15 protein-coding genes are annotated in these 15409 nt (G+C 67.5%); 5 read left to right on the top strand and 10 right to left on the bottom strand.

The genetic code is table 11. The features are described from left to right. Positions 1-11: 11 nt before the first annotated feature. The 4 genes from ACAM55_RS00285 to ACAM55_RS00270 all read left to right on the top strand — a co-directional run bounded on the left by ACAM55_RS00285 (position 12) and on the right by ACAM55_RS00270 (position 3417). Entirely contained in the window at positions 12-1049 is a 1038-nt protein-coding gene (locus ACAM55_RS00285) for an ABC transporter substrate-binding protein (RefSeq protein ID WP_369654155.1), read from the top strand. 141 nt (positions 1050-1190) lie between these two features. Further along, on the top strand, positions 1191-1781 hold the full coding sequence (locus ACAM55_RS00280; protein WP_369654154.1) for an NAD(P)H-dependent oxidoreductase: 591 nt from the start codon (positions 1191-1193) through the stop codon (positions 1779-1781). A 17-nt stretch (positions 1782-1798) separates the two neighbouring features. Continuing rightward, positions 1799-2770 carry a 2Fe-2S iron-sulfur cluster-binding protein gene (locus tag ACAM55_RS00275; RefSeq protein WP_369654153.1) on the top strand — a complete coding sequence of 324 codons (972 nt, stop codon included), beginning with the start codon at positions 1799-1801 and terminating at the stop codon, positions 2768-2770. Further along, a complete protein-coding gene (locus tag ACAM55_RS00270; RefSeq protein WP_369654152.1) occupies positions 2767-3417 on the top strand; it encodes a TetR family transcriptional regulator C-terminal domain-containing protein in 651 nt (216 codons plus the stop codon). Before ACAM55_RS00275 ends, ACAM55_RS00270 begins: the two co-directional genes overlap by 4 nt. Here ACAM55_RS00270 and ACAM55_RS00265 read toward each other — a convergent pair. The 10 genes from ACAM55_RS00265 to mdeB form a co-directional block, all read right to left on the bottom strand. Next, entirely contained in the window at positions 3410-3877 is a 468-nt protein-coding gene (locus ACAM55_RS00265) for a RidA family protein (protein WP_369654151.1), read from the bottom strand. The two genes, ACAM55_RS00270 and ACAM55_RS00265, sit on opposite strands and share 8 nt — an antisense overlap. Beyond that, positions 3874-5073 (bottom strand): amidohydrolase family protein, encoded by a 1200-nt coding sequence (locus ACAM55_RS00260; protein ID WP_369654150.1) that lies wholly within the window; start codon positions 5071-5073, stop codon positions 3874-3876. The genes ACAM55_RS00265 and ACAM55_RS00260 overlap by 4 nt, the downstream gene beginning before the upstream one ends. Next, the gene (gene otnI / locus ACAM55_RS00255) at positions 5070-5888 is read right to left on the bottom strand and encodes a 2-oxo-tetronate isomerase (protein WP_369654149.1); all 819 of its coding nucleotides are present in this window, start codon (positions 5886-5888) and stop codon (positions 5070-5072) included. The genes ACAM55_RS00260 and otnI overlap by 4 nt, the downstream gene beginning before the upstream one ends. Before the next feature lie 15 nt (positions 5889-5903). Beyond that, the gene (locus ACAM55_RS00250) at positions 5904-6569 is read right to left on the bottom strand and encodes an aldolase (protein WP_369654148.1); all 666 of its coding nucleotides are present in this window, start codon (positions 6567-6569) and stop codon (positions 5904-5906) included. Next, positions 6566-7837 carry a 3-oxo-tetronate kinase gene (otnK, locus tag ACAM55_RS00245; protein ID WP_369654147.1) on the bottom strand — a complete coding sequence of 424 codons (1272 nt, stop codon included), beginning with the start codon at positions 7835-7837 and terminating at the stop codon, positions 6566-6568. Before otnK ends, ACAM55_RS00250 begins: the two co-directional genes overlap by 4 nt. A gap of 3 nt (positions 7838-7840) precedes the next feature. Beyond that, positions 7841-8857 (bottom strand): D-erythronate dehydrogenase, encoded by a 1017-nt coding sequence (denD, locus tag ACAM55_RS00240; RefSeq protein ID WP_369654146.1) that lies wholly within the window; start codon positions 8855-8857, stop codon positions 7841-7843. Between the two features lie 18 nt (positions 8858-8875). Next, positions 8876-9799 (bottom strand): L-threonate dehydrogenase, encoded by a 924-nt coding sequence (ltnD, locus tag ACAM55_RS00235; RefSeq protein WP_369654145.1) that lies wholly within the window; start codon positions 9797-9799, stop codon positions 8876-8878. Between the two features lie 16 nt (positions 9800-9815). Then, positions 9816-11102 carry an MFS transporter gene (locus ACAM55_RS00230; protein ID WP_369656475.1) on the bottom strand — a complete coding sequence of 429 codons (1287 nt, stop codon included), beginning with the start codon at positions 11100-11102 and terminating at the stop codon, positions 9816-9818. Between the two features lie 187 nt (positions 11103-11289). Continuing rightward, a complete protein-coding gene (locus tag ACAM55_RS00225) occupies positions 11290-12066 on the bottom strand; it encodes a FadR/GntR family transcriptional regulator (protein ID WP_369654144.1) in 777 nt (258 codons plus the stop codon). Positions 12067-12149: 83 nt separating this feature from the next. Next, complete coding sequence (mdeB, locus tag ACAM55_RS00220; RefSeq protein ID WP_369654143.1) at positions 12150-14816, bottom strand: alpha-ketoglutarate dehydrogenase; 2667 nt, start codon at positions 14814-14816, stop codon at positions 12150-12152. 105 nt (positions 14817-14921) lie between these two features. On the opposite strand from mdeB, the gene ACAM55_RS00215 reads away from it, so the two are divergent. Beyond that, the gene (locus ACAM55_RS00215; protein WP_093020445.1) at positions 14922-15386 is read left to right on the top strand and encodes an Lrp/AsnC family transcriptional regulator; all 465 of its coding nucleotides are present in this window, start codon (positions 14922-14924) and stop codon (positions 15384-15386) included. Positions 15387-15409 lie beyond the last annotated feature (23 nt).

Below are 15409 nucleotides of genomic sequence, written 5' to 3'. Positions count from 1 at the left end.
AGCACGTTCCCATGCGCATTCCCGATTTCCGCATTCGCCCGCTCGGCGCCCTTGCCATGGGCCTGGCCCTGACGGCTGCCGCCTTCGCCGTGCAGGCGCAGGAAAAAGTGGTATTTGCCACCAACTGGAAGGCGCAGGCCGGCCACGGCGGCTTCTACCAGGCGCTGGTGGACGGCACCTACAAGAAGTACGGCCTGGACGTCGACATCCAGCAGGGCGGCCCGATGGTCAACAACCGGCCGATGCTGCCGGGCGGCAAGGTCGACTTCCTGATGACCGGCAACCTGCTGCAGTCTTTCGACAACGTGAAGAACGGCGTGCCCACGGTGGTGGTCGCGGCCTTCTTCCAGAAAGATCCGCAGGCGATGTTCGCGCATCCCGGCCAGGGCTACGACACCTTCAAGGACATGGCCAAGGCGCCCGTCGCCTTCATCGGCAAGGACGGCCAGTTCAGCTTCTGGCAGTGGATGAAGTCCGAGCATGGCTTCAAGGATTCGCAGCTCAAGCCCTACACCTTCAACGTGGGTCCGTTCCTGGCCGACAAGAAGTCCATTCAACAGGGCTACGCCATTTCGGAGCCGCTCTCGATCAAGGCGCAGGCCGGCTTCGACCCGGTGGTGCAGCTCTTGGCCGACAACGGCTTCTCGACCTACTCGACCACCATCGAGACGCGCGCCGAGCTCGTCAAGACCAAGCCCGAGACCGTGCGCAAGTTCGTCGAGGCCTCGATCATCGGCTGGAACAACTACCTCTACGGCGACAACAAGGCCGCCAACGAGATGATCGCCAAGATCAACCCCGACTCGCCGGTTGCCGCATCGCTGGGCTCCATCGAGCTGATGAAGAAGATGGGCATCGTCGACAGCGGCGACTCGCTCACCAAGGGCATCGGCGCCATGGACGAAGCCCGCGTGAAGGACTTCTACGACAAGATGGTGAAGGCCGGCCTGTACAAGCCGGGCGAGATCGATCTCTCGAAGGTCGTCACCACGCAGTTCGTCAACAAGGGCGTCGGCGTCGACGTCCGCAAGAAGCTCACCGCAAAGTAAGCACGCCGTTTTCTCCCGTGGGTCGCGCGGGGCTTGCGCCGGGGTCAGATGCCGGCGCCTGGGTTGCCATAAGGCACTGCGCGGCCTTTGTTCCCTTGGGCTCTGACCCCGTCTCGCCGACAGGCGATGCGGCCCTCCTTCATGAAAACGCTCGTCGTCCATTGCCATCCGAACCCTGACAGCTTCAACCACGCGCTCTATCGCACGGCCCTCGAAGCCCTCGAGCCCCGGCATCCGGTCCGGGCCATCGACCTGTATGCCGAGGGCTTCGACCCGACGCTGACCCGCGAAGAGCGCATCGCCTATCTCGAGAACCCCGAATTGATCCGCGAACGCGTGAAGCCGCATGTCGACGCGCTGCTGTGGGCCGAGCACCTGGTGTTCGTCTATCCCACCTGGTTCCACGGACCGCCGTCCATGCTCAAGGGCTGGCTCGAACGGGTGTGGCTGCCGGGCGTGGCTTTCTTGCCGGCCGAGCGCAAGGGACAGCTCGCGAAGTCCGGCATGCGGCACATCCGGCGGCTGACGGTGGTGACCACGGGCGGCTCGCCGCGCTGGTTCGTGATGATGATCGGCGACCCGGGCCGGCGGCTGTTCACGCGGGCGCTGCGGACGCTGTTCGCGTGGCGCTGCAAGGTGACATGGCTGCAGCTGCACGACATGAACGCCGTGACCGAACGCGACCGCACCCATTTCATCGAACGCGTTTCACGCAAGCTGCACAGCATCTAGCCACGGAGACACACACCATGAGCCTCGAACGCACGCTGACCGTCCGCGTCGAACGCATCTCGCGCCAGACGCCCGAGATCCTCGCCTTCGAGCTGACGCATCCGTGGGGCCGCGCGCTACCGGGCTACGAGGCCGGGGCGCACATCGACGTGCACATGCCCGGCGGGTTTTCGCGCCAGTACTCGCTGGCACGATGGTCTTCGAATGCGCCGTCGAACGCCGCCTCGTATGTGATCGGCGTGAAGCGCGAGGCCGCGAGCCGTGGCGGCTCGGCCTCGATGCACGAGCGCGTGCGCGAGGGCGACCTGCTCGCGATCAGCGCGCCGCGCAACACCTTTCCGCTGCGCGAAGAAGCAACGCACCACCTGCTGCTGGCCGGCGGCATCGGCATGACGCCGCTGCTGGCGATGGCGCAGGCGCTCGCTGCGCGCGGCGCGGACTTCACGCTCTGCGTGTTCGCGCGAAGCGAAGAGCACCTGGCCTTTGCCGAAGCGCTGCGCGACCCCGCGCTGGCGCCGCACCTGCGGCTGCACCTCGACCAGGGCGACGCCTCGCAGCGCATCGACCTGCGCGCGCTGCTGGCCGAGCGTGCGCCCGAAACGCACCTTTACGTCTGCGGCCCCGCTGGTTTCATGCAGGCCGTGCGAGAGGCCGCCGCACACTGGCCCGAAGACGCGCAGCACGCCGAATACTTTGCCGCGCCGACGGACGCCGACACGAGCACCGGCCTGCCCTTCACGCTGAAGCTCGCGCAGCGCAACATCAGCGTTCCGGTGGCAGCCGACCAGACCGCCGTCGATGCGCTGCATGAAGTCGGCATCGACATTCCGGTGTCGTGCCAGCAGGGGCTGTGCGGCACCTGCGTGGTCGAAGGCGACGGCGAGGGCGCGGAGCACCGCGACTTCTGCCTCACGGGCACCGAGCGGCGCCACAAGGTGGCCTTGTGCTGCTCGCGCGCCAAGGGGCAGGAACTGGTACTGCAGCTGTGAGCATCGAAGAAAGCGACGACGAGGCGCCCGCCACGCGCGGCCGATCGCGCAAGTACAGCCAGGTGCTCGGCCACATCAACCAGGCCGCCATCGAGGTGTTCGCCAGCGAGGGGCTGGCCGGCGCTTCGACGCAGGCGATTGCCGACAAGGCCGGGCTCTCGAAGGCGCAGCTGCACTACTACATCGAGAGCAAGGAGGCGCTCTACCGGCAGATCCTGCAGGACATCCTCAACGACTGGATCGTGGTGTTCGGCTTTGCCGACGAGGCCTTGGGTCCGCGCAAGGTGCTGGGCGACCTGATCCACCGCAAGATGGTGTTCTCGTTCGAACACCCGTTGCGCTCGCGCATCTTCACCGCCGAGATGCTGCGCGGCGCACCCGTGCTCAACACCATGATGGACACGAGCAAGGCACGCACCGACCAGGCCGCCGCCGTGATCCAGAACTGGATGAACCAGGGCCTGATGGACAAGGCCGACCCGATGCTGGTGCTGTTCCACATCTGGGCGGTGACGCAGTTCTACGCCGACCACGCCACGCAGGCCGCCTATTTCCGTAACGTGGCCCAACAGGGCGACGACAAGGACCGGCGCTACCTGATCGAACAGGTGACCGAATTCCTGCTCAAGGGCGCGGGAGTCAAATAGACCGGTGCTGCGGCAGGTACATGGTGGCTTCCACTTCCACCAGCACCTCGTCGCCCGGCAGGAAGCGCGACACCTCGACCACCGTGCTGACCGGCGGCTCGCCCGGATAGAACAGCCCGCGCACGCGGTTGTAGAACGCGTAGTGCGGCAGGTGGCGGAAGTACTGCACCAGCTTCACCACGTCTTCCATGGTGCCGCCATGCTCGGCCGCGATCTGGCGGATGCGCTCGAGCACGAACCAGCTCTGCGCCACGATGGGCGCCTCGAAGATGTCGACCGACATCTGGCCCGTGGCATAGCCCACGCCCTGCAGGGCCGTGCGAGCCTCCTCGGGAATGGCGTCATAGCCGGCCACGGCGCGGCGCGTGGCCGGATCGACCGCCACCACGCCGCTCATGAAGACGAAATCGCCCACGCGCTTGGCGGCGGCGTAGTTGGCCATTGGCTTGCCCATGCTCATCGTGTCTGCTCCAGGATTACTTGACCGCCACGGATCACGGTGCGCTGGCGTCCGCGCGGGCCGACGAGTTCATGCTCGCCGGTGGCCGCAAGCAGAATCAGGTCCGCAGGGCAGCCCGGCGCAATGCGCCCGTCCCACGCGAGCCCCAGCGCCTTCGCGGGGCTGACGGTGATGGTGTCGAACCATTCGCCCGCGGGCGCGAGGTGCGCCATCTGCACGCCGAGTCCGAAGGTTTCCAGAAGGTCGTAGCTGCCATAGGGATAGAAAGCGTCCTGCACGTTGTCCGTTGCCAGGCTCACACGCAAGCCCCGTGCCGCCGCCTCGTGAATGCGCGTGATGCCGCGCGGCACGGGCGTGCGGTCCCAGGCGCCTTGCAGGTAGAGGTTGGTGGTCGGCAGCGCGACGATGTGGATGCCGGCACCGGCGCACAGCGCCAGCGTTTCGCCGGCAACGGCGTCGCCCTGCATGGCCAGCGAGCAGCAGTGGCCACAGACCACGCCGTGCCGGAACTCGCGCGCACGCATCAGCTGCGCGATGCTGCGCAGGCCGCTCGCATCGGCATCGAGCCCCTCGTCGACATGGAAGTCGAGCCCGAGGCCGTGGTCCTGCGCCAGGTCGAACACGCGGCCGAGCTTGTGCACGAGGCCCTCGTTGCGATAGACGAAGGCGCCCAGCGTGCCGCCCGCCCGCTTGACCTCGCGCGCGATGCGCTCGCCGGCGGCGAGGTCCGCGAACAGATCCAGCGGCGTGAGCGAGACGAACTGCAACTCGATGCGGCCGCGCCACTCATGCCGCAAGGCCTCGAACACGGCCAGCGCGGCCGGTGGGTCGCCCTGCACCCAGTCGATGTGCGTGCGCAGCGCGCGCGTGCCCGACTGCCAGGCCTCGTGCAGCGCGCGCTCCATGCGCGGGCGCAGCGTTTCGCCGGTCCAGCCCGCGCGGTGCTTCTCCATGCGTTCGATGGCCGCGAACAGGTTGCCCTGGGCCGCGCCGACTTCCTGCACGGTGTAGTTCTTGTCGATGTGCGCATGCGCCTCGACCAGCGCGCTCAGCAGGGTGCCGCGTGCATGCGCCTGCGATGCGCTCGGCGCGATGGCCTGAACGCGATCGCCGGCCAGCGTGACATCGAAAACCTGCGCATGGTCCGCGGCAAAACCTTGCAGCCGCGGTGGAATGCGCACGGCCTCGAGCTTCATGCGCGCTGTTGCAATGCCCGCAGCCAGCCCAGTCCGGCCGAGGTGCCGCCGGGTTCCGAGCCGCGGCTCGGCCGGTATTCGCAACCGACCCAGCCCTGCCAGCCGCACTGCGCCGAAACCTCATCGATCACGTCGAACAGGTAGGGATAGTTCTGCTCGCCGATGTCGGGCTCGTGGCGCTCGGGCACGCCGGCAATCTGGATGTGGCCCACGCGGCCGGTGGGCAGGTACTTGCGGATCTTCATCGCCACGTCGCCCTCCACGATCTGGCAGTGGTACAGGTCCATCTGCACCTTGAGGTTGGGCGCGCCCACCATGTCGACGATTTCGTGCGCATGGTCTTGCCGGTTGAGGAAGAAGCGCGGAATGTCGCGCGTGTTGATGGGTTCGATCAGCACATCGCGGCCGGCCTTGGCCGCCTCGGCGGCAGCCCAGCGCAGGTTGTCCACGTACACCGGCTGCACGGCTTCGCGCTCCAGGCCTTCGGGCACCAGGCCCGCCATGACGTGGATGCGCGGACAGTCGAGTGCCACGGCGTAGTCGATGGCCGTGGCAATGCCTTCGCGGAATTGGGTATCGCGGCCCGGCAGGCACGCCAGGCCGCGCTCGCCGCGGTCCCAGTCGCCCGGGGGGGCGTTGAAGAGCACCTGCTGCAGGCCGTTGTCCTTCAGGCGGGCCGCGATCTGGCGACGCTCGTAAGGGTAGGGAAAAAGATACTCGACTGCCTTGAAGCCGTCTTTCGCGGCGGCTTCGAAGCGGTCAAGAAAGTCGAGCTCCGGATAGAGCATCGAGAGGTTGGCGGCGAATTGGGGCATGGTGTGTTTTTACTACTACCAGCGCGCACCGAAAGTGCGGCGCAGTTCATCGATCTGTTCGTTGCTCAACGGCTTCGGCCTGGCCGTGCCCGTGAGCAGATGGAGTTTGGCGGTCTCTTCGAGTTCCTCGAGCACGGCCATGGCGGCGGCCGGAGTCTCGTGCCAGACGTTGGGGCCGAGGCGTTCGAGCATCACGGCGCGGATCGGCGTGCCGGCCACGCCATGGCGCTCGATCGCCTTTGCCACCAGCTCGGCCGCTTCGGGTGCGCCCGGGCGGTGGTACGGAACGAGCGGCACGTGGCCCACCTTCATCACGAAATACGGCGTGAGTGCGGGCAGCAACTCGTCGCCTGGTGCATTCAGCGTGAGCGCGACGCAGTGCGTGCTGTGCGTGTGGATCACGCAGGCCGTGCCTGCATCGAAGCGGCGCGCGGCCGCGTAGATGCGGGTGTGCAGGGCAATGGTCTTGCTCGCGCGGTCGCCGCCGGTCTGGTTGCCCTGCGTGTCGAGCTTGGCCAACCGCGCGGGATCGAGAAAGCCGAGGCAGGCATCGGTCGGCGTGATGAGAAAACCATCATCGAGCCGAACGCTGATGTTTCCTGCCGTCGCATGCACATAGCCGCGCTCGAACAGGCTGCGGCCGACGCGGCAGATTTCTTCGCGTGCTTGGTTCTCGGTCATGCCAGCACTGTAAAGGCCTTGGTAAAGAAATCGTCACCACCGAAGTTGCCGGACTTGAGCGCGATGTGCACGGGCGTGCCTTGCGCAATATCGGTACGCGCATGGCACCACGGCACGCCGGGGTCGATCTGCGGACCGATCTGCATCTGCACGATGCCCAGCGCCTGCACGCAGGCACCCGAGGTTTCGCCGCCCGCCACCACCAGCTGGCGCACGCCGCGTTCGACCAGGCCGCGCGCAATGGCGGCGATGGTGCGCTCGACCATCGCGCCGGCTTCTTCGACGCCGAGCCTGCCCTGCACCGACTTGACGGCCCCGGCTTCGGCCGTGGAATAGACCAGCACCGGTTGCTTCTCGACGAGCGGCGCGGCCCAGGCCAGCGCCTCGGCCGCGCCATCCACGCCCGCGGCAATGCGCAGCGGATCGACGGCCAGCGCCGCGCCGCCGCGCTGGATGAAATCGAGCACCTGCCGGTTGGTGGCGAGCGAGCAACTGCCCGAGACCACGGCGCGCAGCCCATCCGCGGCCGGCAACGCGCTGGCCTGCGACGACGGCGCCAGGCCGAAATTGGCCGGCAGTCCGATGGCCACGCCCGAGCCCGCCGTGACCAGCGGCATCTTCGCAATCGCCGGGCCGAGTCGCAGCAGGTCGTCGTTCGACACCGCATCGACGATGGCGATCGACACGCCCTCGCTTTTCAGCTGGTCGATGCGCTCCGAAATGGCCGCCGCGCCGCGTGCCACCGCCGCATGGTCGATGAGCCCCACCTTGCGCTGGCACTGCGCCTGCAGCACGCGCACGAGGTTCGGGTCCGTCATCGGCGTGAGCGGATGGTTCTGCATGCCGCTCTCGCTCAACAGCACGTCGCCCGCGAACAGGTAGCCCTTGAACACGGTGCGCTTGTTGTCGGGGAAGGCGGGCGTGGCAATGGTGAAGTCGCATTGGAGCGCTTCCATCAGCGCCTCGGTCACCGGGCCGATGTTGCCCTGCGGCGTGCTGTCGAAGGTGGAGCAGTACTTGAAGTAGATCTGCTGCGCACCCTGCGCCTGCAGCCAGCGCAGCGCTTCGAGCGACTGCGCGATGGCCTCGGCCGGCGCGATGGTGCGCGACTTGAGCGCGACGACGACGGCATCCACGTCGGCGTCGAGCGGACCCTCGGGTACCCCGATGGCCTGCACCACGCGCATGCCGGCGCGCACGAGGTTGTTGGCAAGGTCCGTGGCGCCGGTGAAATCGTCGGCGATGCAGCCGAGCAGTAACTTGGCCATGGCTCAGTCCTTCGCGACAGGCAGTTTCACGGCCTGCGGGTTCTCGCGCACGTAGTCGCGCAGGATGGCGTCGAAGCTCGCGTCGGGCTTCAGGCCCAGTGCCTCGGCGCGCGCCGCATGAATGCGGCTGGGCCAGCTGGTCACGATCTTCGCGATGTTGGCATCGGGCTCCCAGTCGATCAGCCCGGCGGCGTCCCGGCCTGCGATGCGTTCGAGCGCCTCTGCCATCTCGCGCACGGTGGTCGTCAAGGCGGGCAGGTTGATGGCGGTGCGCGCACCCCATTCGGCGGCGCTGGCCGTTGCCGCGCGGAGGATGCCGGCGACGGTGTTGCCGGGCGATGCCAGCGCGACCGCCGTCTCGGGCGCGACGGGGCAGCGCGCACGTTCGCCGGCCAGCGGCTCGCGCAGCATGCCGCTCAAAAAGCTGGAGGCCGCGCCGTTGGGCCGGCCCGGCCGCACCGAGACCGTCATGAGCCGCACGTTGCGGCCCTGCACGAAACCCTTGCGCGTGAAGTCGGCCACAAGCTGCTCGCCGATGAACTTCTGGATGCCGTAGCTGTTCTGCGGCGTCGGCAGCGTGGTGTCCTCGATCACCGCCGGCAGCCGCTGCTCCGGCGAATCGCCGAAGACTGCGACCGAGCTGGAAAACACGAACACCGGCGCATGGCCGGCGCGGCGGCAGGCGTCGAGCAGCGCGCGCGTGGTGTCGAGATTGCTGCGCATGCCGAGGTCGAAGTCGGCTTCGCATTCGCCGCTCACGGCCGCGGCGAGGTGGAACACCGCGTGGGTGTCGGCCAGCGGCAGTGCGCCATTGATGGCCTGCTCGTACAGGTCACCCTGCACGAACTGCACGCGGGCATCGGCTTGCAGGTCGGCGGGCGGCGGCACGCGGTCGGCCAGCGTGATGCGCGAAATGGCTTGGGCCGTGCCGCCGGCCAGTGCCAGCGGGCCGCCCGCCAGCAGCGTGCGCGCGAGCCGCGCGCCGACGAAACCGCAGCCGCCGGTGATGAGAATGTTCATGGTGCTCGTCTTCTTTCTTCAGGCTTTCTTGTCGGCAGCCGGCAGCTCGATGCCGGGGAAAATCTTGATGACCGCGCTGTCATCCTCGCGCGCAAAGCCGGCGGTGGAAGCCTGCATGAACATCTGGTGCGCGGTGGACGAGAGCGGCAGCGGAAACTTGCTGGCGCGCGCCACGTCGAGCACCAGGCCCAGGTCCTTCACGAAGATGTCGACAGCCGAGAGCGGTGTGTAGTCGCCCGCCAGCACGTGCGCCATGCGGTTCTCGAACATCCAGCTGTTGCCCGCGCTGTGCGTGATCACTTCGTACAGCGCGGCCGGGTCCACGCCTTCGCGCAGGCCGAGCGCCATGGCCTCGGCCGCGGCGGCAATGTGCACCCCTGCCAGCAGCTGGTTGATGATTTTGACCTTGCTGCCCGCGCCGGCGCGGTCTCCGAGACGATAAACCTTGGCCGCCATGGCGTCGAGCACCGCGCCGGCCTTTTCGTAGGCGGCGGGCGTGCCGGCGGTCATCATCGTCATCTGGCCGCTCGCGGCCTTGGCGGCGCCGCCGGAGATCGGTGCGTCCAGGTACAGGGTGCCCTGGGCGGCCAGCCGCGCTTCGAGCGCGACCGACCAGTTCGGATCCACGGTGGAGCACATCACGAACAGGCTGCCGGGCTTCATCGATGCCGCGCAGCCCGGCGTGGTGCCGTCGCCAAACAGCACCGACTCGGTCTGCGCCGCGTTGACGACCACGGAGACCACGATGTCGCACTGCGCGCCGAGCGCGGCCAGCGTGTCGCAGGCCACGCCGCCATCGCGCGCGAAGGCCTGGGCCACTTCAGGGCGCACATCGAAGACACGCGGCACATGGCCCGCGCGCCGCAGCGACTGCGCCATGCCGCTGCCCATGGCGCCGAGGCCGACGAGGCCGACGATGGGGGTGTTGAGGGGGGTGGTCATGGTGCGGGTTCTCCGGTCAGCGGTTGACGAGTTGCTTGGGCGTGAGCCACACGCCGATGGCTCCGAGCACCAGGGCGCCGGCCAGCACGTACATGCCGATCTGCGTGCTGCCCGTGAGGTCCTTCAGGTAGCCGATGAGGTACGGGCTCGCGAACCCCGCAAGGTTACCCACCGAATTGATGGCCGCAATACCGGCCGCCGCCGCCGTGCCCGAAAGAAAGGCGGTGGGCAGGGACCAGAAGAGGGGCGCGCAGGTGAGCACGCCAGCGGCGGCGAGCGAGAGAAACGCGAGCGACACGATCGTGTTCTGCGTGTACGAGGCCGCGACCGTGAACCCGATGGCGCCCATGAGCGCCGGCACGATCAGGTGCCAGCGGCGCTCCTGCCGGCGATCGGCGCTGCGGCCGAAGAGGTTCATCGCGACGATGGCGCAGATGAACGGTATGGCGCTCAAGAGGCCGATGTGCAGGTTGCCCTTCACACCCGTGGCCTTGACCAGCGTGGGCAGCCAGAAGGTCAGCGCATATTGGCCCATCACGAAGGCGAAGTAGATCAGCGCCATCCACCACACGCGCGCGTCGCGGAACACCGCGGCCACCGAATGCGGCCCTTTTGCGCCATGCGCCTGGTCGCGCTCGACCTCGCGCTGCAGCAGGCGCTTTTCGTCGGGGTCGAGCCAGCGCGCATGCTGGATGCCGTTGTCCAGGTAGAGCAGCACCATCACGCCCACGAGCACGGCCGGGATGGCTTCGATGATGAACATCCATTGCCAGCCCTGCATCGACGAGATGCCATGGAAGCTGTCCATGATCCAGCCCGAGAGCGGATTGCCGAAGATGCCCGCGACCGGAATGGCCGACATGAAGACCGCGATGATCCGCGCGCGCCGGTGGGCCGGATACCAGTGGGTCAGGTACAGGATCACGCCCGGGTAGAAGCCTGCCTCCGCCACGCCAAGCAGAAAACGCAGGATGTAGAAGCTGGTCGACGTTTCCACGAAAACGAAGCAGGCCGACAGCACGCCCCAGGTGATCATGATCCGCGCGATCCAGATACGCGCGCCGACCCGGTTGAGCAGCAGGTTGCTCGGCACCTCGAACAAGAAGTAGCCGAGAAAGAAGATGCCCGCGCCCAGGCCGAACACGGTTTCGCTGAAGCCCAGGTCCTGCCCCATCTGGAGCTTGGCAAAGCCCACGTTCACGCGATCGAGGTACGCGACCACGTAGCAGAGCATCAGAAAGGGAACGAGGCGCCAGAACACTTTGGCGTAGGCGCGCTTCTCGAGCGCGACATCGGCCTGCATGCCTGCAGTGGCGACCAGAGGCGCCTGGAGTGTTGAAGTCATTGGGATGTCCGTTGGAATGAGGAACTGAGCCGTGCGGATTGCCCATGAGCTGAGCCCGCCTCTTATTTGTCAGGTCATCATACAAATCTGATGCAAGTTGCCCGATCCGGGTAAACCCGCAAGCTACACCTCGTTTCTTTTTCCCTTACTTGCCGACGGGCCAGCCCTCGACCAGCGGCCGCGCGAGCTGCGCGCCTTCCTGCTGCCAGAAGGCAGGGTCGGCCTGCTCGATGCGGCGGATGGCGTTGTCCATGTGGGACTTGGCGGCCTCGCGGGCGCGCAGCGGATCGCCGGCCTCGATGGCTTCGACGATCTGCGCGTGCTCCCGTGCCACCTCGCGCGCAAAATCGGCCCGGCGCGCCTCGTTGGCGCGCGTGACGCGCGTGGCGCCATGCAGGAACTGCCGCAGGTACTGGAGCGTGCCGATCAGGAACGGATTGCGCGCCGCCTCGGCAATGGCGCGGTGAAAGCGCACGTCTTCGTCCGCCCCGTTGCCGCCGGCCGCCACCGCGGCATGCAACGCCTCGATGGCCTCGCGGATGCGCTGCACGTCTTCGGGGGTGCGCCGCTCGGCAGCCAACGCAGCCACCTCGGCTTCGAGCGCGCGGCGCAGCTCGACCATCTGGATCACCGCTTCGCGCGAGGCCACATGCGGCATCTCGAAGCGCAGCGGCTCGACACCGGCGGGGCGCACGTACACGCCGCTGCCCTGGCGCGAATCGAGCAGCCCCAGCGATTTGAGCCGCGAGACCGCCTCGCGCACCACGGTGCGGCTCACGCCGAATTGCTCGGCCAGCGCAGCCTCGGTCGGCAGGCGGTCGCCTTCCGACAGGCGTCCGCTGCGCACCTCGGCGGCCAGCGCGTCGGCCACCTGGTCGGCAAGGCGGGCACCGGGAGCGATGGATTGAAAGCGGGCGGTCATGGGCGCGAGAGGGACGGGGTCTGCGACTCTAACGCAGGCCCACAAGATGGCCATCCCCTCTGCCGGCGCAGACTCAGCTCAGCTCAGCTCAGTGCGTGGCGCGCCGCGTTCGCAATGCTCGCCGCATCCACCCCAAAGAACTTGCGCAGCGCCGCGCGCGTATCGCTGCGGCCGAAGCCGTCGGTGCCCAGCGTGCGGTAGCGGCGGCCTTCGGGCAGGAAGGCGCGCACGCTCTCGGGCACGGCGCGCACGTAGTCGGTGGCAGCGACGATCGGTCCGGTACCGGCGCCGAGCTGCCTCGCGATGAACGGCACGCCGGCTTCCTTCTCGCCCGCCAGCGCACGCTGCTCGCAAGCCAGGCCGTCGCGCGCGAGTTCGCTCCAGCTGGTGACGCTGAACACCTCGGCCTCGATGCCTTCGTCGGCCAGCCGCTGCGCGGCCTTGACGACCTCGGTGAGGATCGCGCCCGATCCCATGAGCGTGACCTTCTTCTTCGCCTTGCCCGAGGCTGGACCGTACGCACCGAAGCGGTAGCACCCGCGCAGGATGTCCGCCTCCGCGCCTTGCGGCACGTCGGGCTGCGCGTAGTTCTCGTTCATGAGCGTGACGTAATAGAAGACGTCCTTCTGCTCGACCATCATTTCGCGGATGCCGGCATCGACGATCACCGCCATCTCGCCCGCAAAGGCGGGGTCGTAGGCCTTGCAGTTGGGAATGGTGGCCGCCACCAGGTGGCTGCTGCCGTCCTGGTGCTGCAGGCCTTCGCCGCCGAGCGTGGTGCGGCCCGAGGTGGCGCCCAGCAGGAAGCCGCGCGCACGCTGGTCGGCCGCGGCCCAGATGGCGTCGCCCACGCGCTGGAAGCCGAACATCGAGTAGTAGATGTAGAACGGCAGCATCGCCAGGCCGTGCACGCTGTAGCTGGTGGCCGCGGCCGTCCAGCTGGCGATGGCGCCGGCTTCGCTGATGCCTTCTTCGAGGATCTGGCCGTCGGTGGCTTCGCGGTAGCTCAACACGGAGCCGATGTCTTCGGGCGCATAGCGCTGGCCCACGCTCGAATAGATGCCGACCTGCTTGAACAGGTTGGCCATGCCGAATGTGCGCGCCTCGTCGGCCACAATGGGCACGATGCGCGGGCCCAGGGCCTTGTCCTTCAGCAGGTTGCCCAGCATGCGCACGAAGGCCATGGTGGTGCTCATTTCCTTGCCGGCCGCCGCTGTCGCGAACTGCGCGTAGCTTGCGATGTCGGGTTTGGGCACCACCTCGCACGCGGTCTCGCGGCGCGGCATGGCGCCGCCGAGCGCTTCGCGATGCGAGCGCAGGTACTGCATCTCGGCGCTGTCTTCGGGTGGGCGGTAAAAATCCATCGCAATGGCCTGCGCGTCGGTCAGCGGCAGGCTGAAGCGGTCGCGAAACTCGATGAGGTCGACATCGCCCATCTTCTTGTGCGAGTGCGTGGTCATCTTGCCCTGCGCCGCGCTGCCCATGCCGTAGCCCTTCTTGGTGTGGGCGAGGATCACGGTGGGCTGGCCCTTGTGCGCGGCCGCGGCGGCATAAGCCGCATGGATCTTCACGAGGTCGTGGCCGCCGCGCTTCAGGCGGTCGATCTGCTCGTCGGTCATGCCTTCGGCCAGGCGCGCGAGTTCGGGGTTCTGGCCGAAGAAGTTGTCGCGGTTGAAGCGGCCGTCTTTCGCGGCGAAGGTCTGCATCTGGCCGTCGACGGTGTTGGCGAATACGCGGGCCAGGGCGCCGCTCGTGTCTTGCGCGAAGAGGCCGTCCCAGTCGCTGCCCCAGACCAGCTTGACGACGTTCCAGCCCGCGCCCGCAAAGAGCTTCTCGAGCTCGTCGATGATGCGGCCGTTGCCGCGCACCGGGCCGTCCAGGCGCTGCAGATTGCAGTTGACGACCCACACGAGGTTGTCGAGCTTCTCGCGCGCGGCCAGCGTCAGGGCGCTCATCGATTCGGGCTCGTCCATCTCGCCGTCGCCGAACACGCCCCACACTTTGCGACCCTCGCAGTCGAGCAGGTTGCGGTGCGTGAGATAGCGCATGAAGCGCGCGTGATAGATCGAGCTGATGGGGCCGATGCCCATCGAGCCGGTGGGAAACTGCCAGAAGTCCGGCATCAGGTACGGATGCGGGTAGCTGCTGAGGCCGCGCGCGCCGCTGCCTTCGGTGAAGGCGGGCGCGGTCAGTTCCTGCCGGTAGTGCTTGAGGTCTTCTTCGCCGAGGCGGCCTTCGAGGTACGCGCGCGCATAGACGCCGGGTGCGCTGTGCGGCTGGAAGAACACGAGATCGCCGCGGTGCGCACCTTCGCCCGAGTCCTTGCGCGCATGGAAGAAATGGTTGAAGCCCGTCTCGAACAGATCGGCCGCGCTCGCATAGCTGGCGATGTGGCCGCCGAGTTCGCCATACGCCTGGTTGGCGCGCGCGACCATGGCGAGTGCATTCCACCGCATCAGCGAAGCCAGGCGTTCCTCGATGGCCAGGTCGCCGGGAAACGGCGGCTGGTCTTCCACTGCAATGGTGTTGACGTAGGGCGTGGCGAGTTCGGGCTGCCAGCCGATGCGTTGCTGCCGCGCGAGACGGGCAAGCTCCACGAGCATCTGCCGTGCGCGCTGAGGGCCATGCGTTTGCGCCAGCGCCAGGAAGGCGTCGCGCCACTCGGCGGTCTCTGCAGGATCGGGGTCGTGCGAGAGCGGCGTGTCGAGCAGCAGCGCACGCATCTGGTCGTTGGAAATCGGGGCATTCATGCCGGCACTTTAGGCCGCCATGCGGCAAATTAGCTACCGGCGCGGTCAATCCCATGCAGGCTTCGCAGCATAAAATTCCGACAACTTCAGCTTTTGCGGCATTTCATGCAACTCGACGCCATCGACCTGCGCATTCTCGACGAACTGCAGCGCGACGGCGCGCTGTCGAACGTGGAGCTGGCGCGCCGCGTGCACCTCTCGCCGTCGCCGTGCCTCGCGCGCGTGAAGATGCTCGAGGCGAATGGCGTGATCGATCGCTATGTGGCGCTCGCGAGCGCGAAGGCGCTGGGCCTGGGGCTCAACGTGTTCATCTCGATCAGCCTCACGACGCAAAGCAAGCAGTCGCTCGCCGACTTCGAAGAGCGCATCGCCGAGCACGACGAGGTGATGGAGTGCTACCTGATGACGGGCGACAGCGACTACCTGATCCGCATCGCGGTGGCCGACATGGCGGCGCTGGAGAAATTCATCCTGGAACAGCTCACGCCGATTCCAGGCATCGAGAAGATCCGCTCGAGCTTTGCGCTCAAGCAGGTCAGGTACAAGACGGCGCTGCCGCTGCCCCGGTAGGGACTCCCGGATTGCACGCAACC

The organism is Variovorax sp. V213 (assembly GCF_041154455.1).
Lineage (GTDB): Bacteria > Pseudomonadota > Gammaproteobacteria > Burkholderiales > Burkholderiaceae_C > Variovorax.
This window is presented reverse-complemented; position numbering and strand designations above follow the sequence as displayed.